Below are 26,405 nucleotides of genomic sequence, written 5' to 3'. Positions count from 1 at the left end.
CGACCCTACCTGGGACGAAGTGTATAGCGTCAACGTTCCGGTCCCCGGTCGCGTCCGCCGGCTCGCGGACGACCTCTATCCCGAGGTCGTCGGATTCGAGACCGTCCGCGAAGACCACTCGTGTCTGCTCAAGCGGTTGGGCGACGCCGACCACGTCGCGCAGCTCCAGCACCGCGCTCACCGCGCGCTCGAAGGCGCCCCGGCCGTCGAAGCCGAAATCACGGGTATCGACTACTTCGAGGACCCGCCGCTCGGTTCCGCGCCGGTCGTCTATCTGGCCGTCGAGAGCCCCGGCCTCGAGCAGATCCACGTCGACCTTACCGACACCTTCGAACCCGTCGAGGGACTCGAGGGACCCGACTACGTTCCCCACGTGACCGTGGCCCGTGGTGGCGACGTTGAGACTGCAAAGCGACTGGCCGCCCGCGAGATCGAGCCCGTTCGGTGGACCGTCAGCGAACTCGAGTTCTGGGACGGGACGTACGAGTTGCCGGTGAGTCGAGTTTCGCTGCCGTCCTGATTCGATGCGGTGAGATATCTGGGCCGGCGAGGCGACCAGTCACGGCGCCGGCGGTTCGCCGACGTACGCGTCGTGATCGCCGTAGAAATTCAGCATCGCGAATTTGAGCTTGTTCGGATCGATATCGAGTAGTTCCTCGCGTTCCTCGTGCGGGAACGTGCCGTTGACACTGTACTTCCCGAGGTCGGACTTGGCCCGCCTCGAGTAACGCCGATCGAGCAGCACGCGGACGCCGACGTCGTTCGGTGATCGAATGACGCGCCCGAGCGCCTGCCTGGTCTTTCGGACCGTCGGAATTTCGACGGCGTACCGCCAGCCGGTGTCGGTACCGTCGAACGCCACGTCGTAGGCGTCCTGAACCGCATTCGCCCGGTCGTCCAGATGCGGATAGGGCACGCCGACGACCAACACGGTGTGGGCGTCGTCGCTGTCGAAGCTCACCCCCTCCGAGAGGGTACCCCACAGCGAGGTACACAGCACTGCGTCGTCGGCCGCGACGAATTTCTGACGGAGATCCTCGACCGACTCGCCCGGTTCGTCCAGGTAGACGGTCCGATCGCGTCCGGCCTCGAGCCGGTCGGCGTATCGTCCGGCCTCGCCGTAGTTGGGGAAGAACGCGAGCGTGTTGCCGGGAGTCATGCGGATGGCGTCGTCTATCGCTTCCCCCACCGCCTCCTGAACCGCCGGATCCTCGCGATCCGAGGCGAAAAGCGCCGGGGTCTCGACGGCGTACGTCCGACGGTTTTCGGCGGGAAACTGCAACCCGTACGCCATGGTGACCGCGTCCTCGAGTCCCAGCACGTCCTCGGTGACGTCGAAGGGCTGCAGCGTCGCGCTCATCAGAACGGTCGCGTAGACTTCGTCGAACAGGTGACCGGTCACCTGTCGTGGCAGGCACGTGTACAGCTCCGCACGGCCGTAGATTTCGTCGGTTCCGGCATCCCGAGTAACGGCGACGACCGGGTAGAGGCCCTCCTTCGATCCCTCGTTTATCCACGCGCTCACGAAGGCCGCGGACCGGAGGGTCTGGCACTCGGTGCGCGTGGCCGTCTCGCCCTCTCGATACGCCGCTTCGTACTGCTCGTCCAGTTCCTGGCCGAGTGTCATCGCGGCCTCGAGGTCGTCCTCGATTCCTCGCCCCGAGTAGCGCTGCAGGAACTCGAGAGTGAGGTCGTCCCTGCGGTCCTCGTTGGCGATGGAAACGTCGGACCAGTCGTCGCCGATCCGCTCGCGGTCGCCGAAGCCGAAGGAGTCCTCGTAGGTCTCGACGAGCGCGCGGTGAAAGGCCGAGAGAACGTTCGTAGCGTCTTCGGATCGCGGATCGTCGGTATCCGCGAGTTCGTCCAGCGCCGACTCGACGGTCCGCTCAGAGCAGGTCCTGGTCGCGTGCTCGCGGGCGGCGTCCTCGACGTTGTGGGCCTCGTCGAAGACGGCGATCACGTCCTCGGGATCGCGTCCGAGCCACCTGAAGAACTGCTCGCGGATGGTCGAATCGAGCAGATGGTGATAGTTACAGACGACGAGGTCGACGCCCTCGATCCCCTCTTTGAGAAGTTCGTAGCCGCAGAATCCCTGCCGCTCGGCGTACTCGTAGATCTCGTCGGGCGTACGGACGTCGTCGAAGAGCCACGCGAAGAAGTCGTCCGTATCACGGGTGAGATTGTTCCGATAGTAGTCGCAGACGTTCTGGTCTTCTAACTCCTCGAGGCGGTCTTCGATCGACTCGAGTTCGTCCATCACAGCCGAGCGGGCGTCGGCCGCAGTGCCGTCCCCGTCCTGACTTTTGGCGAGGAGTTCGCGCTGGCGACGCTCGAGTTGCTCGCGGTCACGCTCGGCGTCGACGACGGTCCGGGTGTTGTCCCGGAGAGCCTGACACTCCTCGTAGCCGACGTCGATATGACACATCGACGCCTTTCCCTTGAAGACGACCGCGCGGATCTGCTCCTCGCGCGTGATCGCGCGGGCTTCGGCGACGAACTGGCGCATCTGCTGGTGGACGTTCGTCGTGATGACGACCGTCTTGTCCTGTTCGCGGGCGATTTCGAGGGCGGGCACGAGCGACGAGAGGGTTTTCCCGGTCCCGCAGGCTCCCTCGAAGAGGACGTTTTGCCCCCGATAGAGGGTATTGTGGATGCGGTCCATCGCTTCGCGCTGATTCTCGTACGGCTGGTCGTACGGGAAAAAGCGCATGTACCCGGCAGTCTCGGACACACTACGTGATAGGTTCGCGCTCCGATAAAAGGATTCGTCTCGGTTCATACGGTCTACCGTAAGTCATTGCCGGTGCACCCGCAGGACGGTCGCGGTTGCACCGGTACATCGGTACAGTAGACCGTATCAGTCGTCGCCGGTTCGCGAGTCGGCCGGCGGCAGTGATGATCGCCGGCCGGCGAACGCGCGCTACAGCGACATGAGTATCGAGTGCCTGCTCCCAGTATGGCTATTCCCGGATACGACTCCAGCACCGTCGACGAATACGCCCTCGAGAGCGCGGGGGCTCACGTCGCCCTCGTCGCCGGGGTCGTCCCTAACGAGTTCGGTCTCGAGCGAAGTGTCAGCGAGCCGCCGGCGGATAGCCTCGCCGAACCAGTCGATCTCGTCGCATGCGAGGAGCTGAAAGCGGTCGAGGCGGTCCAGATCGCGCTCGCCTACGATCCGTCGGACCTGCCGCCGGGCGCGAGCCCGACCGACGTTGCGATTGCCGTCGAAACCGGAGACGGCTGGGATCAGGTCCACTCGACGGTCGATCTCGAGGAGACGACGGTGACGGCGGTGCTGAACGACCGGCCGCCGGGATCGACAGTTGTGGCGGCCTACGATGGGGGAAGCGATACCAGCGGACGCGACGAACGCGACGAGTCTGACGAATAGCGAGGCCGAGGCGGTTAGACTTCGGGTTCGATGTAGACCTTCTGTACACGACCGTCGTGGTCCATCAGGGCACGTTCGATCTGGGAGATGTTGCGGTCGATCGTTTCGGTGTCCAGGTCGGACTCGAACGCGACGTCGGCGGTGACGATCAGTTTCCCCGCTCCGAAGAAGACGGTCCGGAGTTCGACGAGGTCGGTGACGCCGTCCCAATCGGCGACGATCCGCCGAAGGTCGTCTTCCGCGCCTTGCGGCAGACTCTCCCCGATGATGAGCCGCTTGTTTTCCCACGCGAGCGCGACCGCGAACCCCATGAGCATGAGACCGATGAGGAGTGCGGCACTGGCATCGTACATCGGATTACCGGTTGTTCTCGTGAGGTAGATTCCGAAGAGCGCGATCCCAGCACCCGAGAGCGCGATGGTGTCCTCAGTGAGCGCAGTCAGCGTCGTCACGTCGCTCGTTTTCTGGAACGCCTCGCGGAAACTCGACCAGCCGTATTCGTCCATCTGACGTCTCATCCCCTGGTAGGCTTTCCAGAGCGCGTAGGACTCGAAGAGGATAGCACCGATCAGCACGGCGTAGTTGACGAATATCGGGTCGAACGTCCATCGAAGGAGCGTGACGTCCTCGCTGGCCCGGTGGACGCCGCCGTGGGTCAGCGCGTTGTAACCGTGTCGCGCGCTCTCCCAGCCGGCGATGCCGAAGAGCATGACGCTCACGAGAAGGCTATAGAAGAACTGCGCCTTGCCGTGGCCGAACGGATGTTCCCGCGTCGCTTCCTGTGCGCCGTAGCGGATACCGATCAGCAGGAAGACCTGATTGCCCGTGTCCGAAACCGAGTGGTACGTTTCCGACAGCATCGCGGGACTGCCGGTGAGCAGGAAGCCACCGAATTTGAGAATCGCGATCGCGCCGTTCGCGAACAGTGCGGCGAGGACGACAGACGTGCTACTGGCCATCGGCGGCGACTACGAACGGGCCCGTCAAAAGTATAAGCCATTCTAGAGCCGGCGGTCACCCCTCTGGGAGCGGGCCGATCCGGTCTGAGCTGCGATCCGAGCGAAACCGACGTCCGAATCCGAAACGAATCCCTTCGGGGGGGCCGAACGACGACCATGATCGTCATCTTCTCGGATACGCACAGTGCCAGCGGTCACGAACTCGAGGGGGAGGCCCTGACCGCCGCGCGTACCGCCGACGTCGTTCTCCACGCGGGCGACTTCACGAGCGAGGCGGCCCTCGAGGCCTTTCAGAGGGAATGCGACCGGCTGTACGCGGTCCACGGAAACGCCGACGATCCGGCGGTTTGCGACCGGTTGCCACCGGCCCGCGTCGTCGAGGCGGACGGCGTTCGATTCGCGCTCACGCACCGACGGGACGGCGGCCAGACGGGACTCGCGATGTTCGGCCGTTCGCGTGCGGCTGACGTCGTCGTCTTCGGCCACAGCCACCGACCGGCAGTCATCGACGCCGGCGACGTCACGCTCGTGAACCCGGGGAGCCACGCCGACCCGCGCGGAAATCGGCCGGGGTTCGGGGTCCTCGAGTCGGCACGCAGCGAAGACCGAGAGACAGGTAAGACGACCACCGACCGTCGACTCGAGGGTGCGATTCAGGAACCGGACGGGACGATCATCGAGACGGTTGGAATTTCGGTGTCGTAACAGGACGAGCGCAACGGGAAACCGAGTACGGCGTCGATCGAGGGAGGCGCTCGGGCGGACTCGACAGATGGCGTCGGTGGGAGCCAACTGCTGACGCAGTATCAGTGAGGACCAGTGAAGACGTTCCGCGGAACGACGTCAGCAGGGACCTGACGCGAAACGATGTCAGAGGGGAGCCGGTCGCCCGTGGACACCGGTTAGTCAGAGGGGGCGGCGGGCGAACCGGCGCGGGTTGCAAGGCAAGGGCGGCTGGCCTCGATCTCGAGGACGAACCTCGAACAGACCGGCGGTGTGGTAGAGGGCCAACGATCGAGGCGCATGCGTTGCTTGGACCGGCGACACGTAATAAGCAGCGCAAGCTAAAACGGCGATTGCAGTTAGTTCGTTACGGTGACAGGGCCGTGAAATCGAGGTCGAAACGGTTAACCACGCTGACAGTGTACGCGCCGCATATGCTGGATTTCATCATCGGTCTCATCCCCGACGATCCCGTCATCGTCGCGGTCGTCCTAATCCTGCTCTCGCTGGTGTTCTTTTCCTATCTCCTCTTACGACGGACGGTCCTCGAATTCCGCGACGGGATGCGCGGTGACCGGTAACCCGAGACTCACCCTCACACGATTCCATCTTCGAGGCGTTCGAGCGTCCGAACGACGTCATCGCGAGTGATATCGCGGTGTGTACAGAAGCGGATCGTCGTCGGTCCGAACGGCGACGCTAGCACGTCACGGTCGCGTAACGCGTCGACGACGGCCGTCGATTCGAGACCCGTTTCCGAAACGTTCGCGAGAACGATGTTCGTCTCCGGTCGCTGGACATCGAATCCACCGACATCGTCCAAACCGTCGGCCAACAGTCGTGCGTTCTCGTGATCAGCCTCGAGGTCGTCGACGTTCTCGAGGGCTTCGAGCGCGGGCCCCGCGACGATTCCAACCTGCCGCATTCCGCCGCCGAACAGCTTTCGCGTGCGGCGGGCGCGCTCGATGAACCTCTCGTCGCCCGCGAGAACCGACCCGACGGGCGCACCCAGTCCCTTCGAGAGCGACACCATGACGGAGTCGACGGAGTCGATAAATGCCGTGACCGGAACGGAAAGCGCCGTCGCTGCGTTGAACAATCGCGCCCCGTCGAGATGCACGGCGACACCGCGTTCGCGGGCCGCTGTCGCGGCCGCGGCGATCTGATCCGGTTCGATCGCGAGCCCACCGCGAGCGTTGTGTGTATTCTCGAGGCAGAGCAATCCGGTCCCGGGTCGGTGCAGATCTTCCTCGACCGACGCCGCGGCGATTCGTTCCGGCGACGGAACGCCGCGGTCGGCGTCGATCATCCGTACCTGGAGCCCCGAGTGCTGTGCCAGTCCGCCGAGTTCGTACGTCACGACGTGGCTCCGTCGGTCGGCGAGTACCTCCTGTCCGTGCTCGGTGTGGACGCGAGCGGCGGCCTGGTTCGCCATCGTCCCCGTCGGGAAGTACAGCGCCGACTCCGTTCCGAGTCGGGAGGCGACGCGAGCCTCGAGTTCGTTCACCGTCGGGTCCTCGCCGTAGACGTCGTCACCGACGTCGGCCGTGGCGGCGGCCTCTCGCATGGCGTCGTCGGGTGTCGTCACGGTATCTGAGCGGAAATCGATCACGAGTCGGGATACACGAAGGGGGGCCAAATAATCGACGTTCGGTCGATCCGCACCGAATCGATGGGAATGATGAAACGCACGAATTCACAGGGATGTCCTTCGACTGAGACGTATGGACGTCGAGGGAGCAGTCCGCGATGTGGCGGCGATGACTGACGCCGGCGTGGTATACGAACTCGAGACGAGTGCCGGGCGGGCGACGCTTCGGACCACCCATCCCGGCGGTAACGGCCGCGTCGTCGGGGCCGACGGCGACACGATTCGATTCGAGCCCGAAACGAGGGATTCGTCCCAACGCTGGTTCTACTGGAACATCGACCTCGAGAGTCAGGTCGACCAGACACTCAGATTCGAGTTCCCGAACGACGAGGTGGTCGGACCGCGCGGACCGGCAGTGCGAACGGCGATGCCCTGTGGAGAACCGATTGGGAACGGCGCCTGGAACGACTGGCAATGGCTCGGGGCGGACAGCCGCATCGATGTGACCGGATTCCGGTACGCGTTCGACGCCGGCGAGGGAGCGCAGTTCGCCCTGTCGTTTCCCTATCAGCGCGCCGATTCCGACGCGTTCGCGTTCGAATACGAGTCCGATCCGCGCCTGACCGTCGAGACGCTGACGACGACCGCAGGCGGGAGAACGGTGCCGGTCGTTCGGCTCGGCCCGTCCGACGCCGATCGCCACGTCGCACTCGCAGCCCGCCATCACGCCTGCGAATCGACGGCCTCGTACGCTCTCGAGGGCGCCCTCCGGGAACTCCTCGAGAGCGAGGACGCGGGTGCGCTGCTCGAGACGCATCGGTTCCACGTCTACCCGTTCGGAGACCTCGATGGGGTCGAACGTGGCGACCAGGGAAAACACCGTTCGCCCCACGATCACAATCGGGACTACGTCAACGAGAACGCGATCACTGATCTATCGCCACTGTACCCGACCACCGCGGCGGTCGCCACGTATCTGCGATCACACGGATCCATCGCGTTCGCACTGGATTTCCACTGCCCGTACAAGTGGGGCGGCGATATCAACGACCGACCGTTCTTCGTAACCGAACCGTCGGCCGCGAGCGCCGGCCTTCGTGGGCTCGCGACGTGACTCGAGGACGTGACACAGTCTCGCTCGAGTGCCGACGGGCCGACGCTCACCTTCGATGCGAGTCCGGGTACCGGGTTGGCGAGTTTCGACGGCCAGTCGGGACTGCTTCATACGTTCGAGCGGTACTGTTCGCAGTTGGGAGCCGAGACGGCCGTCTCACTCGAGGTGCCGTACGTCGGGACAGAGATCGATCCCGTGACGCCGACAACTGCGCGACGGTTCGGGCGGGATCTCGCGGTTGCGCTCGCAGAATGGACGACGGTGGACAGTCGATAACGAGAGTAGCCGCGACGAAGGCGCACGCACCGATCGAAGCGTAACCAGCACGTCATGTATGGCGTAACGTATGACTCGTCCCCGCTCGCACTCGTTCTGACGGCAGCGTCAGTCTCGTTCTTCCAGGAGACGGTCGGCAGTGAGGGGCAGAACCCACCGGGTCGCTTCTCGCCCTCGAGGCGCGATACTGAAATGGACGCTACCGACGAATACGGACGGGCCACGGACCGAGATCGTGACACAGGCCAGTCGATGCATCCCGAAATTCCGCATCACGAATCGTTTTTCCCTCCCCCGATCAATACCGGGATATGGACCCGCGAATCCGCGAACACGCCGAGATCATCGCGACCCATTCGGTCGAGATGGAGGAAGGGGATAACGTCGTCGTCGACGCCCACCCCGTCGCCGAGGACCTGGTCGTCGCACTCCACGAGGTGATCGGTGACCGAGGAGCCAATCCCGTGACCACGAGCCAGCGAACCGGCAAGCGCAGTCAGCGCGCGTACCTTCGATCTTCGGACGGCGACTTCGAGACGCCGGACCACGAACTCGCGCTCATCGAAAACACCGACGTCTACATCGCCATCCGGGCCAGCGACAACGTCACTCAGACCAGCGACGTCGATCCCGAAATCAGCGCGGCCCACCAGCAGGCCCACCGGCCGATCTTGGAGGAACGGCTCTCGAAACGATGGTGTCTCACCCAGTTCCCCGCACCCGCGAACGCGCAACTGGCCGAGATGAGCACCGAGGCCTACGAGAACTTCGTCTGGGACGCCGTCAACAAAGACTGGGACGCACAGCGCGAACACCAGGAGAACATGGTCGAGATCATGGATCCCGCCGAGGAAATCCGGATCAAAAGCGGCGACACGACCGACCTGACGATGTCCATCGCGGGCAACCCGACGACCAACGACTACGGCGAGCACAACCTGCCCGGTGGCGAGGTCTTCACCGCACCCCAACCCGACAGCGTCGAGGGCGAAGTGCTGTTCGACATGCCCTTGTACCACCAAGGCCGGGAGATCACCGACGTGTACCTCGAGTTCGAGGGCGGCGACGTCGTCTCTCACTCGGCCGCGACAAACGAGGACGTCCTGACCGAGGTACTAAACACGGACGACGGCGCGCGCAGACTGGGCGAACTCGGCATCGGGATGAACCGCGACATCGACCAGTTTACCTACAACATGCTGTTCGACGAGAAGATGGGCGATACGGTACACATGGCAGTCGGTCGGGCCTACGACGCTACCGTCGGCGAGGGCAACGAAGCCAACGACTCCGCGGTCCACGTGGATATGATCGTAGACATGAGCGAGGACTCGTTCATCGAAGTGGACGGGGAAGTGGTGCAGCGCGACGGGACGTTCTGGTTCGAGGAGTAAGAGACGTCTTTTTGGTGGAGATTTTTGCGCGAGCGACCGACGTGAGCGAGCGGAACCCCTTCGGAGCGCGTCACTCGTTCCGAACCGGCGACTTCTCCCGCCGTTTCATTTCGCTCTGATTCGAGACGTAGACGGTGGTTCGTTCGGGAACGTCGTCGGTGACCCACGAATTCGACCCGATCTTCGCGTGGTCGCCGATCGAAATCGGACCCATGATGTTGGCCCCGGCGCCGATGACGACGTGGTCGCCAATGGTGGGATGGCGCTCGTACCCTTTCTCGAGCATGTGGGGGCTCTCTTCTCCGTCTTTGAAATGGAGGGTTCCCAGGGTCACGTCCTGATACAGGCGAACCCAGTCGCCGATCGTCGCGGTTTCGCCGATCACGACACCCGTCCCGTGGTCGACGAAGAAGTGGCTCCCGATTGCCGCACCGGGGTGAATATCGATTCCGGTCGTCGTCTTCGCCGCCTCCGTGAGTTCCCGCGCGTACTCGGGGGCACCGTGTTGATACAGCAGATGCGCCACCCGCTGAACCGTGATGGCGTGAAACCCCGGATAGCACCGAATTATTTCGAGTTTGCTCTTAGCAGCTGGATCACCCTTGTACGCGGCCTCGACGTCGTCTGTGAGTTGCGCGCGGACGTCGTGAAGTCCCTGCAGGACCTCGTCGACGATAGCCCGAGCGTTCGGTCTCGAGTACAATTCGATACCCGATACGAAGAGATCCGCCAGCCGATCGAGCTTCTCGCGTACGGCCGAGCGGGTGGCGTACGGTTTCACGCACCAGCACTGCGGGAACAGAAGTTTCCTGAGGAGGGCGATTTCCTCGCGGACGTTGGGGTTGTCGTGGTCCCGTCCTGATCGCTGCGGGACGCTGATATCGTCATCGTCGTACGATCGCAGGAGTGCGTCCTGAACAGGCTCCATGTGTGTGTCGGTCATTGGTTTTCGAGACAGATGTCCTTCTGATTCGTGCCACTGATCGCGTACTCGAAGGAGTTCACTGCAGATACCGAATTCTGTATATTAATATTTGCCGAATTCAGTACACGTTTGTCACCCTCCACGCCGTGACCGACGTGGAATCCCGAGCGGTGGGTGTTTCGGGTCTGCAGTTCAGTCACGGGACTGCCGAATACCACACCTTTCGGGCACGAATAGTCCCACACAGGAGTCGGCGGGGGTGATTTAATCGAGGAGAGACGAGTAGAGCACGTTCCAACCGGAGGACGAAGGGCACGCTCGAGGTCACAGGTCGTTCATCGAGCCGGTTCGGGTGACGAGCGCTCGAGTCCCGTTATCGGGCCGGTCTCTCGCCGCCGGCGTGGTGGTTTCGGTGGAAGCGCCGAGCGACGAAAGATCGGCTATCCGCCGGGCTCGAGTGGAGGGTGAACGTAGGCGGCCGACGGATAAATCACTCGCGCTCGAGTGGCTCCGGCCGGGTGAGTTCGGACGACCCGGAGACGCTGGACGAGTAACGGAAGAAGGTGACCGATACGAGTTCCGCCGACTCGTTTTGCCCCTGCCCGCTGACCGCTCCTCGAGAGCCGTATCCCGCCGTGTGACGGTAGACTGAACGGGATTTCGAGAAGACGCCGAGATACGACGACCGACGGGCTCTTCTGCCCCGCGGCAACTCGATGAGAATTCGCCGAGCCACCGATCGGCCGCCATCAGCCGGATTAATAGCGTCGAGCGCGCGAGTACACGTATGGCAGTCCTCGTCGCCTACGACGCGTCGGAACCCGCACAGAAGGCAGTCGAACACGCGTTCACCACGTATTCCGACCACGAGATCGTGCTGCTGCGCGTCATCGAAGCGGCAGACGGAACCCCAGGCGCCAGCGTCAAGCTCGCACAGGACATGATTCGAGAGCGAGAGGAGGAGGTCGCCGAGGAGTTCCCAGACGAGACCTGGGAGATCGTTCGCGATCCCGACCTCGAGTTTCGGACCGAACTCGTCGCCGGAAACCCCGCGCGCGAAATCGTCTCGTACGCGTCGGACCACGACATCGATCACATCGTCGTCGGGAGCCACGGTCGGTCGGGTCTCTCCCGCGTTTTGCTCGGCAGCGTCGCTGAAAAGGTCGTCCGTCGGTCCCCGGTTCCGGTTACCGTCATGCGCTGACTCGACGCTCGAGCGCGGACCATCGCAAATTCGATCCACTCGGCGGGGCCTCAAGCACCGGGAAGCGGCCTCGAATAGCCGGGCGGGCACTCGAGCACCCTCCAGAACCGGTCGTATCCGAGGCGAACCGCTACGATGTCATAAACAGTTCTGCCCGCGCCTGTGCCTTCGATTGCGGGTGTTCGTCGCTCCGGTCGACGATCTGCTCCCGAACGGTGTCGGAAAGCGTTGACGCGGTCGGCCAATCGATCTCGATCAGGTTACCGGCCGGGTCTCGAACGTACATTTGGATACTGCCGTCGGGGAGCTCGAACATCGGGAGGCGGTCGTCGGGGGCCAGCTGTTCGTCGAACAGATCCTCCGCTCGAGCCAGGTGGTACACCTTCTCGAAGTCGTCGACCGTCAGCGCGAAGTGGTGGTACCGCGGGGCCGACGTCTCCCGGTGGACGAGATGTAGCTGCCCGTCTCCGCACCGCAGCCACGCGGCCGGGACGCCGAGGTTGGGTGCCTGTACCTGCTCGAGATCGAACACGCGCGTGTAAAACTCCACGAGTTCGTCGACGTCCGCACCGTACACCGTGACGTGATTGAAACCGATCGCAGCCATCGATGATGCGTACGCGAGCAGCTAATTATAGGTATATGATAGTACAGGATGTGACTATCGTGTCGTTTTATCCGGTGACCGATATCGGTGGTCGAGATGGCACGCTCCCGATGGGTGTCGACGACGAACCGTCGTTGCAAGACAATCGAACGCCGGATCCCGATCAGTCGACGAGGTCAGCGACCATTCCCGAGACGAACTCGAGTTCGTCGTCGTTGACGCCGTGGCCCATCCCCTCGTACAGTCGCTTCGTTACGTCCGCGCCCATGGATTCGAACACCGTAGCCGTCTCGTGGACGCGTTCCACGGGGATGTGTGGGTCGACGTCACTACAGCCGAGGAAGACCGGCGTTCCCTCGAGGTCGCCGGGATACTCGTCGTCTACGTCCTCACCGATCAGCCCGCCGCTCAGGGCGGCGAGACCGCCGTACCGTCGTGGATTCCGGGCGAGATATTCGCTGGCGAGACAGCCGCCCTGCGAAAAGCCGACCAGCACGATCCGTTCGGTCGGTATCCCGGCATCGTTCGCCCGTTCGATCGCGTCGCCGATCGCCCATAACCCGGACTGACGACCGGGCTCGTTGCGGTCGACAGGGGCGAGAAACGAGTTGGGATACCAGGTCTGACGAGCCGCTTGCGGCGCGAGGAGTGCGACGCCATCGCGGTGACCCTCGTCGGCCATCTGGAGCATCCCGCGAGCGGTCGCCCCACGGCCGTGTGTGAGCACCAGCGCTGCCTCGGCGTCCGCGAGATCTGTTCCGTCCGTCACGAGTGGCTGGCCCTGGTGTGGCCCGTCCACGCGGTCGCCCGCGTTCATTCGACACCACCGACACCGGCGCTGGCCTCGGGCAGGTCGTGTTCGACGACCTCGAGGCCGAGTGCCTCGATCGCTCCGCGGAGGTGTTCGTCCTTGGCGTACTCTGCGCCGTCTTCCTCGCGGAGTGCCTGCGCTTTCGCCAGCACCTCGCCGCGGCGGTCGTCCGGGAACTCGTACTTATCCGTCGAGAGTTCGATGACGAGGCCGTTGTTGTCGCGGGTATAGATCGAGTGGAAGATGCCGCGGTCGAAGACGTTGTAGCGGTGGCCGGCTTCCTCCAGGGCCTCCATCGTGTCCTCGTACTCCTCCGGGTCGACGCTGAAACAGAGGTGATGGACGGAGCCGACATCGCTGCGCTGGCCGCGCTCGTTCGATGGGCGATCATCGCTGACGAAGAACGTCAGGATGCGCCCGTCGCCGGTGTCGAAGAACAAGTGCGTCTGCGAGGGGTCGTCTAGGTTCGGTTGTCGGAGGACCAGCGGCATCCCGAGGAGGTCGCGGTAGAACTCGATCGTGTCCGCTTCGTTGCTCCCCCAGATCGTGATGTGGTCCGTGCCCGTCATATGGACGGGACTGTCCGGCAGTTCTGGCGTGACAGGGTCGGTGGGTTTAGTAGGCATGGTGAATCGGATGGGTCGTGGGTCGTAGGTCGTTGATCGTGTGTCGAGGTCGGGTGCCGCTCCGGTTTCTCGCGCCGCGAGTGGCTCTCAGTGTGGCGATTACTCCGCGACGTGACCCGCGAAAACGCGTGCCGCATCGTTGGGCACGTCGAAGTCGTGGAAGTGTTCGCCTCGGACGGTCGAGAAAATGTTCAGCGCCGCAGCAGCGCCGTCGCCGACCGAAATCGCGGCTTGCCACTCCTCTGTGCGGACCATCGCGCCGGTCGCGTACGCACCCTCGACACTCGTCTCCATGTCGATGCCGACGTCGACTGTGTCATCCGACGAGGAGTCACAGCCGAGGTCCTCGGCGAGGTCGCGGTTAGCTCCCGTCGCGAGAACGACGTAATCGGCCTCCTCGCTCCCGTCCTCGGTCTCGACCGCGAATCCGTCGTCGGTCTCGCTGACACCGGTTACGGCTTCCCCCTGCCGGCGATCGACGCCGAAATCGTCGACCTGCTGGCGGGCCGTCGCCATGAACTCGCTGCCACCGACGGAGCCGATTCCGAGGTAATTGAACAGGTGGGCCTTGTGCATCCACGTCTCGTCGGTGTCGAACACCGTCGTCTCGAGGCCGTTCTTCGCGGTAAACAGCGCCGCGCTCAGTCCAGCCGGGCCGCCGCCGACAACGATTACCGATACATCGTCTGCAGTCGTCTCGTCACTCATCTGTAGTTGTATTATGTTACTGCAAGGCTATCAATCCGGTAGCAACCCCGGGACAACCACGTAACATCGATGTCAGTGGTTCCGGCAATCCAGCGGGACGCGATTGCATCGGCCGACACCAATCTCGTGCGGCGCCGTGGTCGGAGTCGGAAACGGGACCGACTCGAGTGCGTGATCCCGTAATTTCGCAGTCCGGCCCGACGTTCGTCCTCTCGTCCGACCGCGAGAGAAATCGCTGGACGGCAAACCTCGTCTCCGAAAGGGTAAACATACGTCGGCAGCGGAGATGGTGATCGTCGTGCGTGAATCCGATGACCAGTGTATCCCCCCTATCCCCTGGTACACCATCGACCGCCTCTGCCGACACCCTATTTGATGGGAGTGGCCGACATTAATGTGACGGAACCAATCGTGCCACCGATACGTGTAGGTGCCGTGATATAGGCCGCCATCCTCGGTCACCTGCTGAAATCGACACCACTCCACTGGCTCAGGGTGACGTGGACCGGCCGTTCAGTCCGTTTCCATGGGAAGGTCGGTCCGCCCCCACTCTGACAGCGATCCGTCGTAAACGGCCACCGCGTCCATGCCGAGAAGGTGCAACGCGAACGCGGCGTTGCTCGCGGCGATGCCACCGCCGCAGTAGGTAATTACGCGCTCGCTATCGGTCACGCCAGCCTCGGCGAACCGATCGCGAAGCGCCGCCTGTGGACGGTACGTTGTGTCTTCGGGATCGACGATCGCTTCGTCGCCGACCGCCGGAACGTTGACGCTCCCCGGGATGCGCCCCGGACGGCCGTACTTTACGAGGCCGGTCCCAGCGTGGTCTTCAGGCCGAAGGGCGTTGACCAGCGAACACGCATCATCGTCGATAGCCTCCAGGACCGTCTCCTTCTCGACGAATCGATCCGGCCGCGGATCCGGCGTGAACGTCGCCTCTCGATCTGCCGGCGGGGAGGTGGAGACGGGGCGATCCTCCGCAGTCCACCGCTCCCAGCCGCCGTTTAGAACGCCCGCGCGATCGAAGCCGAACGCCCGCAGCAACCACCAGACCCGTGCGGCCCACCCGTTTCCGGCCGCATCGTAGAGCACGACCCTCGAGTCGTCGCCGATCCCCAAGTCCTCCATCGCGTCGGCGAATTTCTCAGGCGACGGTCGTTGGTACGGATACGCCGGGTCGGCCGCCGAGAGGTCGGTCGGGATATCCGCGAACACGCTCCCCGGAATGTGACCGCTCTCCCAGTCTGACCGGCCGGATTCGGTTCGTCTGTCCCCCGTTTCGGGACCGAAGCTGAGGTGAACCGTACAGTCGACGATGCGTAACTCCGGCGCATCCAGCCTGGCCTCGAGCCACTCCGGTTCAACCAGAGACGGGACTGCCTCGGTAGTCATCGGTTCCCTCCGCCCGTCGACGGCGCGCGTTGTGATGCTTGCATTTGGTACTTGGTACACCGATACCGGTGGATTCTCGTCAATATTCGGGTCGGACGTCCGTCGAACGCGCCGAGAGGATTCGCCTCGAGCCACCGGTCTCGAGAAGTGCAATCGCGATCACCGATCGACGGCGGACACTTCGACTCGGAGGTATGCGATTCCGATGACGGAATAGAGGAGACCTAGAACTATCGGTACCCACTCGCTTCGAACGACATACAAGCTCGTCTGAACGAGCCCCAGTGCGACCATCGCCAGCCCGACCCCCGTCTTGAGTTGTCGCCGTTCCATACCGTCGTGATAGTGCAGCGAGGTGATAAGTGTCACTCGAAGACAGAGGCGGGTCGGGCCAAATCGCTCGGATCGCTCGAGCGCCTCAGCCGACGGATTCGACATCGAGACGTTGGTTCACGCCCCGCACGTCGGTTCACGTTCCGCGACAGTACACGGGCGCGACGGGAGTTCGACGCGACCGCTCACCGGCAGGCTGATGGCCAGCCGCGGATGTCACGGTCACCGACGTGTCTCGCTCGAAACTGGTGTGAGCAGGCGGCATGTGCGGGTACGCGATTTCCCAGCGACGGGGACGGGAACGCAGATTCTCGAGACGAACGCCTTCGCAGGCTCAAGTCTGCCACTGCTCCGCTGGCACCGAGGTGACAATCACCGTCGGATCAGGCAATCGAAACCAGCTCTCACAGACATGTTCTCTGTTGGAACGAGACGTCAGAATCCGCTTCCGTGCTCTGTTCGAGTAGGAATCGACGGATTCAGGTATCAACCGCTCTCCGTCGCGCGACCTATCGATACAGAGGGAGTATTCATCACCTGCTTCGAGCCATTTCAGTGGAGTCTTATCGCACGCGAATGTGATTGGCGATCGACGTCGTGTGGTTTCTACACCACTTTTCTCGATAGTTGTTCATCTCGAGTGATTTTCCTCCGAGATATCTCGGTGGAAATTGGAGAAATTTACTACCTCAGTTTACGTGCAAACAGAAACAGAATTATTGAAGTAAGCTACTCCTCGTCTTGTTGGAATTCTGGTTGATACGTGACGATTCCGTCCGCATCGTCCAGCGCTCCTTCGGTCAACGGTTTGACCATGAACCCTTCGTCAGCACCGTACTCATTACCGAGTCCATATTCGCTCGCCCGTTCAAAGCCAAAACGCGAATAGTACCCTGGGTCACCCAAAACGACCACAGCGTCAATACCGGCGTCACGACACTCCGGTAACCCATACTGAATCAGCAATGAACCAACTCCCTCGTTTTGGTTTTCCGGTAGTACGCCGACCGGTGCTAACCCAGCCAGTTTTAGATTCTCTCCCCGATTTTCCACGGACGTTGGAGAAAATAGGACGTGTCCCACAATTCGGTCGTTTTCAACTGCCACTAGTGAGACTACAGCCTTGTCAGCGTCGTGTAGTCGCTGTACAATGCGGGACTCATCCGTTCGTCCGCCGAATGCACGTCGATGCACCGCAGAGACAGAATCAGCATCACCAGCAGTAAAGGGTCGTATCTGCATGAATTGTTCACTCGTATTAGATGAAGACTCCGCACGGCAAGAATTCCTCGAATTTACTCGGTGCTGAGTTGGTCTGATCCTCATCTCCGGCTGGCAACTCCGTCAGTCTCTTCGTTAATTAGACGTGACCGACTTGCGCTGTATATTCAGCACTCGCTAAGTAAAATGATCTGTAGCTGTCAAACCCTACTTGACCGATATAGAGGCTGTATTCACCTATGGAAATTCTGCTGATTAAACAAGCCACGTTTGCTAAGATAATTCTTCGGGCGATCAGGACTTGCTGCAGTCTTCGAGCATAGAATCGACAACCGGCGAACCGATGGCTACTGTAACAGCCATCAGGCGGGAGACTTCTTGGTTGCGAGAGTTATCACTCACGATGCCACCGACCGGCCAATGAGCGCCGCCCCGGCGGCGCTCAGGCACTCACCCCTGGTGGATCGTACACCTCCTCACGGTCCAGCATATGATACATTGAAACCAGCAGTTTCCGGGCGGTTGCTACAATCGCTGTTTTCGAGTTCTTCTTTCGAGCTAACCGGTTGAAAAACCGGCCGAGGTACTCGTCTTCGCATGTATGAACTGCCGTGTACGACGCTTGGACGAGCAGCCACCGGACTCGTCCTGATCCTCGCTTCGAGATGCTTCTCAAACCGCGAGTCGCCAGACTCGCGGATTATCGGGTTCAACCCGACGTAACTTACGACCTCCTTGGCCCGGTCAAACCGGGCGACCCTCCCAACTCCGCGTAAATCGTCAACGCTGTAAAGTAACTCACACCAGGAATCGTCATCAGGAGCTGGGTCTCCTTCAGAGACCCAGCCCGCTCCTCGATCTCTGCTTCCAACGACTCAATCTGCTCAGTGAGTGTCTGAATAAGCTCTAGATGCGATTCCAGCAACGCATCCCATGGTGCCGGGAGCGAGAGTTCCGCGAGGAACTCTCGTCCCTCCACACTCAGCGGTTTTACCTCCTGAGCGATCCCGTGGTCACTCAACAAGCCATGGATCTTGTTCGCGTACTCGGTCCGGTTCTCGACAAGCTTCTGGCGCCCGCGCACAAGTGCGCGGGCTTGCCGAACCTCGTCGGTAGGAACATAGCTTTCAGGAATCGAGCCTAACCGAACCATCCGAGCGAGTTGTTTCGCGTCGACGCGATCAGTTTTCTTGTCCGAGTCGGAGATTAACTTTAGTTCGCCTGGATTAGCAACGATCACATCCAGATACTCTGAAAGAGTATCATGGATGTGGTAGTAATTGCTAGTCGCTTCAAGCGCGGCTTTTGACCCAGCGTACTGCTGGGCAAAGTCGTCGAGGTTCGCGTTTTCGACGCGAACCTCTTCGACAATCTCACCGTTTTCGTCCAATACTGCGATTTGTGAGTACCGTTTGTGTACGTCGATTCCGATGAACATTGGGTTCACCTCGGGACGGCGGTGCGTGAAACAGAGATTCACCTATACGGGCTTTCCCGACTGCCGCCAGGAGCGGCAGTCGGGCTGTGGCGCCCATGACTCGGCTTCCTACGCACTCGGACCAGTCAGCAGCACGTGCTCTCGGGCACGGAATACAGCTCGGTCTCTTGCGTCCCATACTTGTGTCACGCTCTTATGGGATAGCAGAATTTCCATCGAGTCAGCATGGCGAGTCTGTTTATTTCCGCCCACCTCCTGCTAAACCAGACGTTAGAGAGAGAATGCGAACCTACCGAAGGGATTTCACGTACTCATATTCCTCGTATGTCTCTCCACTAAACTCAATATCTTCTTCCTTTACTCGTTCGAAGTCATGTGACTTGTGAAATCCCATACCTACCTCGTTTTCTGCAAGGACGGACAATCGAAGTTGGTTTCCGCCCTCACTCTTCACGTCACCAACTACAGGCTCAAGGAGTTGACCGCCGATTCCACGGTTCCAGTATTCGGGTAGTACGTATATGCGGAATAGTTCGAACGTGTCGTCCTCATACTCAGGGTTCTGCCCAGCGTTCGCAAACCCGACGAGTTCACCGTCACGTTCGGCAACATAGAATATTGTTTCTTTAATAGCAGTACGAAGACCATCAATCTCGTACCACGAGTCAATAACGCTATTTACGGTTTCTTCGCCAAGAATCTCGTCATACGCCGTATGCCAACTGGCACGGGCAACTGTCTGAACATTCTCTGCGTCATCCAGTTTTGCCCTACGAATCGATGGTTGTCCCTCCATATTCTACTATATAACGAATGATGATATAAAATGCCCCGCCTGACATACCGATTTGTTAAGGTCTCTTCTGCGTCTATCACTCCGTTCCTTCGTTAGATGACGACCGACTCGTGACCGATTCGCGCTATGAATTCAGCACGACCGCTGAAACCCATCACTGAGAGAAGGGGTCAACAAGGCCAAATAGTGGGGTCGACGGACGGTAACCGGTCGCACTTCGACGCGGCGTTTCAGAAAGCGGTGGAGCAGTGGAGACGAGTTCGCAGTCCGCTCGGCGGAGACCGTCGTGTTAGGAAAGGGCCGTGTTGAATCGCCATACGGAATCGGAATTCACTGTTTCACGGCACGCTTGATGTTGTAGACGACACACATCAGGGCGATTTCGCGGAACTCACGGAACCAAGAACGCGCTCGCACGGCGAAGCCGAGCGAGCGCTTGACAGCCGAGTTCACGGTTTCCGTCATAGAGGGCTGATTGTAGCGTTGTTCGTCGATTCTGGCGTTGTGCGCGTGGTCGTACGGAGCGAAGATACGATGCTTGATCAGCGGTCTGATGCCGAGTTCACGGAGTGCTTCGCGGAGCGATTGCTTGTCGTAGCCCTTATCGGCGGCCAGAGACCGCAGATCGCCCGCGTTTCGGCGGGCGATCTGCTCGGCGAGGTCTGCGTCACTTCCTTCCCGGTTTGTCGAGCAGTGTACGTCGAGGACGGCTTGAGACTCCGTATCGACGAGTTTCGTCACTTTGAGCTTCTGGACGCGGTAGCTTATTCGCTGACAGTAATGACGGCTCGCGGCTGATCGCTCGTAGAATGTGGCGTCAATAGCGCCGTGTTTCGAGGGATCGTGCAGCTGCGCCGACTGGCGCAGTAGCACTCGACAGACGCTCATACTGATCCGATCGAACGCTTTACACAACGTGGATGGACAGGGGAGATCGGCCGCGCTGAGGCCGATCTCTCCGGTTATTTGTGGCATCTCCTTGAGCAGGTCAATCGTCATCCGGTAGGACGTATCGAGGTAAATCCGCAGACAGTGGAGTGAAACGAGGGCATAGTCGGCGAATCCGCCGCCACCTTCCGGGGCGGCGGATTCGTCTCCATCGCCAGTAACGTTTTGAGCAATCGGCACAACTTCCCCAATGAAGCGGGAGATTTGCGTCATGAACACTCGCAGCCTCCCGCTTCAACTCCTTTGATTTACTGACTTGTTCCGCCGCCGTCTAGTGATTCAACACAGCCTAGGAAAGGATTTCGGGTCGACAGGTGATAGCCGAGTGAACGTCTATCAGGCCTTCTTCTTGCCTTTCTCCTCCTTCTTCTTCTCCTTCTTGTCCGTATCTCCTTCACCTTCATTGACAGCGCTCGCTTCGGCCTCCTGTACGTTCTGGTTCAGCTGGTAATTTAGCTGCTCGGCCACCGCGTCGCAGCTGTCGGCGGCATAGGCGATTGCACCGTTCTGTTCGTTGACGTTCAGCTGTTCGATGAACTGTAGTTGGTTGATTTCAGCGGTAGCCACCTGCTGTGCGGTCTCGTTGTCGCCGTTTTCGTAGGCGATCGCCCACGATTCGTCGCCGTTCGAGTCTTCTCCGCTCACCACTGCGGTCGCGCTGCAGTGAGAACTGTCGAGGTTCAGCGCTTCCGCGGAAGCGACCTGTGCGTTTAAGTTCGCCTGGTAGCTCTCCTGTCGAGCTGTCGCGGTGCTACCGTCGGTTCCGACGGCGACCGCGGCGTTCTGTAAGCTGATGTTCTCTTGCCCAACGCTCTGAACCTGCGTGATATCCGCGGACGCCTCCTGGGTATTCGATTGGGACGAACCGTCATCGGTGCGGTCCATCTTCTCGTCTGAGAATTCGCCGACCATGTCCGCGTTGGCGACGACTTCGGCGGCGGACGTCCACTCGAAGTTGATCGCAGTCGCATCGGCGACCTGCTCGTTGAGGTTAAACTGTGAACTCACCTGGTACGCCTCCGCGACGCTGTCGCTACCGACGGCGATCGCGATAGCGACACCCTGCTCGCTGACGTTGAGTTGAGATACCTCTTGCCACTGTTCGATTGATGCGGTTGCCTCCTGACCGTCAACTGTCTTCTTCTTACCTTTCTTACCCTTCTTCCTCTTCTTACCCTTCTTCTTCTTCCCTTTCTCGTCCCCGCCGAGGTTCGCCGCGACTGCCTCGGCGTGCTGGTAGTTCTCGTTGGTCTGCGCGCTCTGCTGGTAGGCCTCGGCGTCGCTGCCGTCTTCAGCGATGGCGACAGCAGTGCTCTGGCTGCTGTAGTTAAACTGGTTGACCTCCTGAGACTGTTCGATCGACGCCTGCGCGGACTGCTCGCTCTGGTAGATCTCGTCACCGACGACCCAGCCGTTGAATTCCCGATATCCAGTCTCTTCGGCGAAGACGATGTACACGTTACCGACGCCGTTGAACGTCTCACTGTTCTCCGTTTCGGAGATGTTTATCGACTCAGCGCGTCCCTGCTGGGTGTTGCGGTTGTTCTGGTCGGCCTGCTGAATTGCCGTCGCCTCTCCGCCATCGATAGCGATACTGACGGCGTTGGCCTGCTGATTGACGTTGAGCTGGGAGACGTCCTGATATTGAATGACTTGTGTGGTGGAGTCTTGCGATCCCGTGGCGATCTCGTCTTCGTGTTCGGAAACCCACGCGTCGAGTTCGTCCTCGGACGAATCGGCACCGAAGACCAGGTACACGCTGTCACCGTCGACATTATGCGTACTACCCTTACTCTCGTCATCGCTCGCGTACGTACTGGCAGTCGACATGCTAACGATGCCGACGCCAAGTCCGGTTGCCGCGATTCCTTTGAGGTAGCCTCTCCGCTTCAGTCCGTCGTGGTTCTGGCGATCTTCTACCATGACGTGACTTAGCAGATGCGGAGTGAGTATTCTGTTATTGACTGTGATCCAAATATAATACTACAGCTACCGTGTATTTGCAAAATTGTAATTGAACCGGTACGGTGATATGGTGCTCTTATAGCCGGTGGTCCATACAGGTCGAACAGATGTGCGAGTGCGATACGAGGTTTCTCCTCCTCGAGCCACTGCTGACACGTTTTGAACCAGTATTTTTACTGATAATACTGTTTCTGAGCCCCCACGTCGAGATACTGCCGGATTAAAAGACACTGTCTCTGATTCGATTGGAACGAACGAGTTGAAGGCCGCTACACTGAAGATGTTTCGTCTCTCTCGTGCCGCCCTGCTGTATCTCCCGACTGTAGTTCACTCTGAAGAACAGAGAAAGCGAGAGGAGCCTGATGGGAAACACGAGCCAGTAGAAGTGTCTCTGTTCGCCTGCCATCTCGACGAGGATCGCCACGTTCGCGGGCCACTGCCCACGAGAATGCAAAACCTTATTCTGGTCCAAGAATTTCTACTCATGCAACGTGGGGGAAAATCATGATATCAATTTCGTTAGATATGGTCCAGTACGACTGTCCGTACATCGAGGCCAGCGACAGATATGACGTCCGCCTGAAGGGGGTACACTGGGAGTTCGACAGGACGACGAAGGAGTTGGAGACGCGAATAATGGTGTCGGCCGAGGACCGCGAGGAGCTAGACCGAACGCTGACGATGCTCAGTGACCACGACGCGATGGATCGGTACAGCCTGCTCGCGCGTCGAGGTGACCAGGCGCTCATCCGGAACAAAATCGAGGAGACCAGCGCGATGCGGACGTTGCGCGACTACGACGGCTACCTGACAGGACCCTTCGAGGCTCAGAACGGGTCGGAACAGTGGCACGTGGGATTCGACCGCGAACGGATAGCCGACGACGCACTCTCGGATCTCTCGCGAGACAATGACTTTTCCGTCGAGTCACGGAATACGCTCTCTTTCGCGGACTACTTTGATGTCATCAATAACGTGAACACGGCGAAAGACGTCCTGGACGCCGTTCGGGGATTGACCGATACCGAAGCGAAGACGATTCGGCGTGCGATGGAAGCCGGTCACTACGAAACCCCGCGTGATGCGACCGTTACCGACCTCGCAGCCGAATTCGACGTCTCGACGACCGCCCTCTCGAAAAACGTCCGCCGCGGCGAGCGGAAACTACTGACTGCACTCGTGGGCGCGATGGACGACGTGGAGTCCTGACGGACAGAGAGCCGACAGCCAGAGGTTCCCCTGGAAACCCTACCGCCTTCGTTGCCGGAATGTCATTTAACGGGTGTGACACAACTTAGCGACGCAGTCGCCGTCGTTACGGGCGGTGCAAGCGGAAACGGACGGGAAATCTGTCGAACGTTCGCGGCTGCAGGTGCGGACGTGGTCGTGGCCGACGTGCGAGAAGAACCTCGCCAGAGCGGACCCCCCACCCACGAACTCGTCGAAACGGAGGGCGGACGCGGTACGTTCGTTAACTGTGACGTCACGAACCGCGCCGACCTCGATGACGCCGTCGAGGCTGCAGAAGAGTTCGGTGGCGTGAACGTGATGGTCAACAACGCCGGAATATTCAGAGGCGAAGAGTTCCTGGAGGTTCGCGAGGAGGGACTCCAGCAGTTTCTCGACGTCAACGTGAAGGGCGTGTTCTTCGGGTCACAGGTCGCCGCCGAACGCATGCTCGATTCCGATGGCGGAAGCATCGTCAACATGTCCTCGATCGGTTCGATTCGCGCACTCGGCGCGTACACCGCCTACGACCTGACGAAGGGCGCAGTCGCGTCGATGACGTACTCGCTAGCGGACCGCTTCGGCGATGCAGGCATCCGTGTCAACGCCATCATGCCCGGTATCATCGGGACGGCGATGACCGAGGAAGACGTTCCCATCGTCGGCACCGACCACGGCGACCAGTACGCCACGGAATCGATTCCGATGGAACGCTTCGGAACCCCCGAGGAAGTCGCCGACGCCGCGCTCTTTCTCGCGAGCGACCAGTCGTCCTACGTCAACGGGGAATCACTCGTCGTCAACGGCGGGGTGACCCACACCGGGTAGCCCCCCATCGCCCGAGGAACGGTTCGTCGGGACCAGCGTTCCCAAATCTGGAACGGTCGGTGTCTCGGAAGGGACCGGCACTCGCCGTATCCCAGACTCGTTGTGGGACCCGCCGCCACGGAATCCACCAACGGCGAGGGGAACCCCGGCGTTCGGCCGGGAGACCAGACCGGTCACCGCCGACGTTCCCATGGCAACGTACACCTATTGTCTTCCAGAAACCGAGGATATCAGTATGACCGAACACGAAACCGTGGACGAGCACGGACTCACGTACGAGGCCGTCCAGAAATCGTTGACCCCGGCAATGCGAGAGGTCGAGACGGTAAAGGGCGTCATCGAAACGGCGGCACAGTTGTGGCCCGACCGGCAGTACATGACCGACGCGACGACGGGGGCGTCATTCACCTTCGGCGAGACCAACGCGCGCGCCAACGAGGTGGCCCACGCGCTGGCTAGCACCGGGGTTACAGCGGGCGACCGGGTGGGGCTGCACCTCGTGAACAGCCCCGAGTACGTCACTGCTATCTACGGATGTACGAAGATTGGAGCCGTTCAGACCCCGATCAACTGGCAGTACCGAGAGCGGGAAGTTCGTCACGCGATCGATACGGCGGATATCTCGACCATCCTCGTCCAGCCGGACAACGACTACCTCGGCATCCTCGACGCGGTCGTCCCCGACTTCGAGGACTGCGTGACGGTCGTCGTCCTCGACGGAATGACTGACGAGGACCGCGAGTACGACGTCGACGGTGCCGAGACGGTCACGCTCTCGACACTCGTCTCCGAGGCAGGGACGACTCGAAATCCCGACCACGAACAAGACCGCGACGATCCGGTAAGCATCCTTTACACGTCTGGAACCACCGGCATGCCGAAACCGGCACTGCATACTAACGAATCCTATCTCCTCTCCGCGAAGAGTTTCCTCGGTGCACCACTCGGCGAGGACGACGTCAACTACAATCCGTTTCCGCTCTTTCACGCCAACAACCAGTGTTATGGGATGCTGGCGAAGACCCTCCACGGGAGTGGCTGGGTCTTCGCCGACAGTTTCTCAGGATCGGCGTTTTTTGACCACGTGGTCCCCCACGACGTCACTTCGGTCAATATTCTCGGTGGGGTCGTCCAGATGCTGCTGGCGAAGTACGACGAGGACTCCGTCCCGGACAACGACCTCGACCTCGCAATCGGTCCAATCGGGGACGAGCAGTGGGACTCCCTGGAAGCGCTGTTCGATCTCGATGTCGTCCAAATCTACTCCCAGACCGAAAATCCCGTCCTGCTCATGAACTACCCGGCGCTCGACGAGCGCCGTCACGGTGCCATCGGCAAGCCGATGTTTCCAGACCTCGGTCACGAGGTCAAATTCGTGGAGGACAGACAGGAGGTTCCGGTCGGCGAGACGGGCGAACTCCTCCGGACCGACGTCGGTGCGATGGCCGAGTACGTGGGACTACTCGACCAGACGGCGGAGACGATTCAGGACGGCTGGCTCCACTCCGGTGACATAGCACGTGAGGACGAGGACGGGTTCTGCTACTACGTGGACCGCAGGAAGTTCATGGTTCGTCGCGCCGGCGAGAACATCTCCGCGCGGGAGGTTGAGAACGTCATCGACGAACTCGATGGCGTCGAAGCCAGCGCGATCTTCCCCGCGCCCCACACCGTGTACGGAGAAGTCGTGAAGGTCCAGGTCAAGCGAAGCAGCAACGAGGTTCTGGAGGAAGACATCATCACTCACGTTGGGCGGGAACTCGCGCCGTTCAAGGTGCCCCGCTACGTCGAGTTCGTCGACGAGTTCCCGCGGACGCCCTCCGAGCGCATCCAGCGTGTCGAACTCGCCAACGCGGAACAGGACCGCGACGACCACGGCTGGGACCGGGAAGTCCACCTTCCGGACTGGAAAGAGCACGTTTGACATC

26 protein-coding genes and 1 pseudogene are annotated in these 26,405 nt (G+C 60.9%); 11 read left to right on the top strand and 16 right to left on the bottom strand.

The genetic code is table 11. The annotated features are described in order from the left end of the window. Window positions 1-19: 19 nt before the first annotated feature. Window positions 20-520 carry a 2'-5' RNA ligase family protein gene (locus tag NJU76_RS08690; protein WP_254532356.1) on the top strand — a complete coding sequence of 167 codons (501 nt, stop codon included), beginning with the start codon at window positions 20-22 and terminating at the stop codon, window positions 518-520. Between the two features lie 39 nt (window positions 521-559). On the opposite strand, the gene NJU76_RS08685 is transcribed toward NJU76_RS08690, so the two are convergent. Continuing rightward, a complete protein-coding gene (locus NJU76_RS08685; RefSeq protein ID WP_254532355.1) occupies window positions 560-2,731 on the bottom strand; it encodes an ATP-dependent DNA helicase in 2,172 nt (723 codons plus the stop codon). A gap of 225 nt (window positions 2,732-2,956) precedes the next feature. On the opposite strand from NJU76_RS08685, the gene NJU76_RS08680 reads away from it, so the two are divergent. Beyond that, window positions 2,957-3,391, top strand: coding sequence for a hypothetical protein (locus tag NJU76_RS08680; protein WP_254532354.1), 435 nt, complete (start codon window positions 2,957-2,959; stop codon window positions 3,389-3,391). Window positions 3,392-3,405: 14 nt separating this feature from the next. On the opposite strand, the gene NJU76_RS08675 is transcribed toward NJU76_RS08680, so the two are convergent. Further along, window positions 3,406-4,350: a cation diffusion facilitator family transporter gene (locus NJU76_RS08675; RefSeq protein WP_254532353.1), complete on the bottom strand. Its 945-nt coding sequence runs from the start codon at window positions 4,348-4,350 to the stop codon at window positions 3,406-3,408. A gap of 156 nt (window positions 4,351-4,506) precedes the next feature. Here NJU76_RS08675 and NJU76_RS08670 point away from each other — a divergent pair, with 156 nt between their 5' ends. Next, window positions 4,507-5,055, top strand: a complete 549-nt coding sequence (locus tag NJU76_RS08670) for a metallophosphoesterase (protein ID WP_254532352.1) — start codon at window positions 4,507-4,509, stop codon at window positions 5,053-5,055. A 452-nt stretch (window positions 5,056-5,507) separates the two neighbouring features. Continuing rightward, window positions 5,508-5,654 carry a DUF7859 family protein gene (locus tag NJU76_RS08665; RefSeq protein ID WP_254532351.1) on the top strand — a complete coding sequence of 49 codons (147 nt, stop codon included), beginning with the start codon at window positions 5,508-5,510 and terminating at the stop codon, window positions 5,652-5,654. 14 nt (window positions 5,655-5,668) lie between these two features. On the opposite strand, the gene NJU76_RS08660 is transcribed toward NJU76_RS08665, so the two are convergent. Then, entirely contained in the window at window positions 5,669-6,685 is a 1,017-nt protein-coding gene (locus NJU76_RS08660; protein WP_254532350.1) for a threonine aldolase family protein, read from the bottom strand. A 112-nt stretch (window positions 6,686-6,797) separates the two neighbouring features. Here NJU76_RS08660 and NJU76_RS08655 point away from each other — a divergent pair, with 112 nt between their 5' ends. From NJU76_RS08655 to NJU76_RS08645, 3 genes are all read left to right on the top strand, one after another. Continuing rightward, window positions 6,798-7,778, top strand: coding sequence for a M14 family zinc carboxypeptidase (locus tag NJU76_RS08655; protein WP_254532349.1), 981 nt, complete (start codon window positions 6,798-6,800; stop codon window positions 7,776-7,778). Between the two features lie 9 nt (window positions 7,779-7,787). Continuing rightward, window positions 7,788-8,054, top strand: coding sequence for a hypothetical protein (locus tag NJU76_RS08650; RefSeq protein ID WP_254532348.1), 267 nt, complete (start codon window positions 7,788-7,790; stop codon window positions 8,052-8,054). 311 nt (window positions 8,055-8,365) lie between these two features. After that, the gene (locus NJU76_RS08645; protein WP_254532347.1) at window positions 8,366-9,448 is read left to right on the top strand and encodes an aminopeptidase; all 1,083 of its coding nucleotides are present in this window, start codon (window positions 8,366-8,368) and stop codon (window positions 9,446-9,448) included. Window positions 9,449-9,518: 70 nt separating this feature from the next. Here the strand turns inward: NJU76_RS08645 and epsC are convergent, their stop codons facing one another. Further along, window positions 9,519-10,391: a serine O-acetyltransferase EpsC gene (gene epsC / locus NJU76_RS08640; RefSeq protein WP_254532346.1), complete on the bottom strand. Its 873-nt coding sequence runs from the start codon at window positions 10,389-10,391 to the stop codon at window positions 9,519-9,521. 472 nt (window positions 10,392-10,863) lie between these two features. Beyond that, the gene (locus NJU76_RS08635) at window positions 10,864-11,109 is read right to left on the bottom strand and encodes a hypothetical protein (RefSeq protein WP_254532345.1); all 246 of its coding nucleotides are present in this window, start codon (window positions 11,107-11,109) and stop codon (window positions 10,864-10,866) included. Between the two features lie 51 nt (window positions 11,110-11,160). Between NJU76_RS08635 and NJU76_RS08630 the strand changes: the two genes are divergently transcribed. Next, entirely contained in the window at window positions 11,161-11,577 is a 417-nt protein-coding gene (locus tag NJU76_RS08630; RefSeq protein ID WP_254532344.1) for a universal stress protein, read from the top strand. Window positions 11,578-11,707: 130 nt separating this feature from the next. On the opposite strand, the gene NJU76_RS08625 is transcribed toward NJU76_RS08630, so the two are convergent. The 11 genes and pseudogenes from NJU76_RS08625 to NJU76_RS08575 form a co-directional block, all read right to left on the bottom strand. Then, entirely contained in the window at window positions 11,708-12,184 is a 477-nt protein-coding gene (locus NJU76_RS08625) for a VOC family protein (protein WP_254532343.1), read from the bottom strand. Between the two features lie 163 nt (window positions 12,185-12,347). Then, window positions 12,348-13,001, bottom strand: a complete 654-nt coding sequence (locus NJU76_RS08620) for an alpha/beta hydrolase (RefSeq protein WP_254532342.1) — start codon at window positions 12,999-13,001, stop codon at window positions 12,348-12,350. After that, window positions 12,998-13,621 (bottom strand): VOC family protein, encoded by a 624-nt coding sequence (locus NJU76_RS08615; RefSeq protein ID WP_254532341.1) that lies wholly within the window; start codon window positions 13,619-13,621, stop codon window positions 12,998-13,000. The genes NJU76_RS08620 and NJU76_RS08615 overlap by 4 nt, the downstream gene beginning before the upstream one ends. Before the next feature lie 99 nt (window positions 13,622-13,720). Continuing rightward, a complete protein-coding gene (locus NJU76_RS08610) occupies window positions 13,721-14,329 on the bottom strand; it encodes an NAD(P)/FAD-dependent oxidoreductase (RefSeq protein ID WP_254532340.1) in 609 nt (202 codons plus the stop codon). A 513-nt stretch (window positions 14,330-14,842) separates the two neighbouring features. Then, window positions 14,843-15,721, bottom strand: a complete 879-nt coding sequence (locus tag NJU76_RS08605; protein ID WP_254532339.1) for a sulfurtransferase — start codon at window positions 15,719-15,721, stop codon at window positions 14,843-14,845. Window positions 15,722-15,880: 159 nt separating this feature from the next. Next, window positions 15,881-16,054, bottom strand: coding sequence for a hypothetical protein (locus NJU76_RS08600; protein ID WP_254532338.1), 174 nt, complete (start codon window positions 16,052-16,054; stop codon window positions 15,881-15,883). A gap of 729 nt (window positions 16,055-16,783) precedes the next feature. Next, window positions 16,784-17,296, bottom strand: coding sequence for a GNAT family N-acetyltransferase (locus tag NJU76_RS08595; protein ID WP_254532337.1), 513 nt, complete (start codon window positions 17,294-17,296; stop codon window positions 16,784-16,786). A gap of 421 nt (window positions 17,297-17,717) precedes the next feature. Next, window positions 17,718-18,713 (bottom strand): annotated as a pseudogene (locus NJU76_RS08590) (IS110 family RNA-guided transposase). A gap of 289 nt (window positions 18,714-19,002) precedes the next feature. Further along, on the bottom strand, window positions 19,003-19,509 hold the full coding sequence (locus NJU76_RS08585) for a GNAT family N-acetyltransferase (RefSeq protein WP_254532336.1): 507 nt from the start codon (window positions 19,507-19,509) through the stop codon (window positions 19,003-19,005). A gap of 330 nt (window positions 19,510-19,839) precedes the next feature. Then, window positions 19,840-20,670 carry an IS5 family transposase gene (locus NJU76_RS08580; protein WP_254532335.1) on the bottom strand — a complete coding sequence of 277 codons (831 nt, stop codon included), beginning with the start codon at window positions 20,668-20,670 and terminating at the stop codon, window positions 19,840-19,842. Between the two features lie 123 nt (window positions 20,671-20,793). After that, entirely contained in the window at window positions 20,794-22,380 is a 1,587-nt protein-coding gene (locus NJU76_RS08575) for a hypothetical protein (protein WP_254532334.1), read from the bottom strand. A 546-nt stretch (window positions 22,381-22,926) separates the two neighbouring features. On the opposite strand from NJU76_RS08575, the gene NJU76_RS08570 reads away from it, so the two are divergent. From NJU76_RS08570 to NJU76_RS08560, 3 genes are all read left to right on the top strand, one after another. After that, on the top strand, window positions 22,927-23,631 hold the full coding sequence (locus tag NJU76_RS08570) for a helix-turn-helix domain-containing protein (protein WP_254532333.1): 705 nt from the start codon (window positions 22,927-22,929) through the stop codon (window positions 23,629-23,631). Between the two features lie 75 nt (window positions 23,632-23,706). After that, the gene (locus tag NJU76_RS08565) at window positions 23,707-24,477 is read left to right on the top strand and encodes an SDR family oxidoreductase (protein ID WP_254532332.1); all 771 of its coding nucleotides are present in this window, start codon (window positions 23,707-23,709) and stop codon (window positions 24,475-24,477) included. 235 nt (window positions 24,478-24,712) lie between these two features. Further along, a complete protein-coding gene (locus NJU76_RS08560) occupies window positions 24,713-26,401 on the top strand; it encodes a class I adenylate-forming enzyme family protein (RefSeq protein ID WP_254532331.1) in 1,689 nt (562 codons plus the stop codon). The last annotated feature ends 4 nt before the right edge of the window (window positions 26,402-26,405 follow it).

The organism is Natrinema gelatinilyticum (assembly GCF_024266705.1).
GTDB lineage: Archaea > Halobacteriota > Halobacteria > Halobacteriales > Natrialbaceae > Natrinema > Natrinema gelatinilyticum.
The sequence above is the reverse complement of the archived record's forward strand: the minus strand, read 5'-3'. Positions and strand labels throughout refer to the sequence as shown.

Bases quoted from the DNA above. Each gene is read 5' to 3' on its own strand.
- NJU76_RS08680 (WP_254532354.1), top strand. From the start codon at position 2,957: ATGGCTATTCCCGGATACGACTCCAGCACCGTCGACGAATACGCCCTC.
- NJU76_RS08675 (WP_254532353.1), bottom strand. From the start codon at position 4,350: ATGGCCAGTAGCACGTCTGTCGTCCTCGCCGCACTGTTCGCGAACGGC.
- NJU76_RS08670 (WP_254532352.1), top strand. From the start codon at position 4,507: ATGATCGTCATCTTCTCGGATACGCACAGTGCCAGCGGTCACGAACTC.
- NJU76_RS08665 (WP_254532351.1), top strand. From the start codon at position 5,508: ATGCTGGATTTCATCATCGGTCTCATCCCCGACGATCCCGTCATCGTC.
- NJU76_RS08655 (WP_254532349.1), top strand. From the start codon at position 6,798: ATGGACGTCGAGGGAGCAGTCCGCGATGTGGCGGCGATGACTGACGCC.
- NJU76_RS08645 (WP_254532347.1), top strand. From the start codon at position 8,366: ATGGACCCGCGAATCCGCGAACACGCCGAGATCATCGCGACCCATTCG.
- epsC (WP_254532346.1), bottom strand. From the start codon at position 10,391: ATGACCGACACACACATGGAGCCTGTTCAGGACGCACTCCTGCGATCG.
- NJU76_RS08630 (WP_254532344.1), top strand. From the start codon at position 11,161: ATGGCAGTCCTCGTCGCCTACGACGCGTCGGAACCCGCACAGAAGGCA.
- NJU76_RS08625 (WP_254532343.1), bottom strand. From the start codon at position 12,184: ATGGCTGCGATCGGTTTCAATCACGTCACGGTGTACGGTGCGGACGTC.
- NJU76_RS08620 (WP_254532342.1), bottom strand. From the start codon at position 13,001: ATGAACGCGGGCGACCGCGTGGACGGGCCACACCAGGGCCAGCCACTC.
- NJU76_RS08615 (WP_254532341.1), bottom strand. From the start codon at position 13,621: ATGCCTACTAAACCCACCGACCCTGTCACGCCAGAACTGCCGGACAGT.
- NJU76_RS08610 (WP_254532340.1), bottom strand. From the start codon at position 14,329: ATGAGTGACGAGACGACTGCAGACGATGTATCGGTAATCGTTGTCGGC.
- NJU76_RS08605 (WP_254532339.1), bottom strand. From the start codon at position 15,721: ATGACTACCGAGGCAGTCCCGTCTCTGGTTGAACCGGAGTGGCTCGAG.
- NJU76_RS08600 (WP_254532338.1), bottom strand. From the start codon at position 16,054: ATGGAACGGCGACAACTCAAGACGGGGGTCGGGCTGGCGATGGTCGCA.
- NJU76_RS08595 (WP_254532337.1), bottom strand. From the start codon at position 17,296: ATGCAGATACGACCCTTTACTGCTGGTGATGCTGATTCTGTCTCTGCG.
- NJU76_RS08585 (WP_254532336.1), bottom strand. From the start codon at position 19,509: ATGGAGGGACAACCATCGATTCGTAGGGCAAAACTGGATGACGCAGAG.
- NJU76_RS08580 (WP_254532335.1), bottom strand. From the start codon at position 20,670: ATGACGCAAATCTCCCGCTTCATTGGGGAAGTTGTGCCGATTGCTCAA.
- NJU76_RS08575 (WP_254532334.1), bottom strand. From the start codon at position 22,380: ATGGTAGAAGATCGCCAGAACCACGACGGACTGAAGCGGAGAGGCTAC.
- NJU76_RS08570 (WP_254532333.1), top strand. From the start codon at position 22,927: ATGATATCAATTTCGTTAGATATGGTCCAGTACGACTGTCCGTACATC.
- NJU76_RS08560 (WP_254532331.1), top strand. From the start codon at position 24,713: ATGACCGAACACGAAACCGTGGACGAGCACGGACTCACGTACGAGGCC.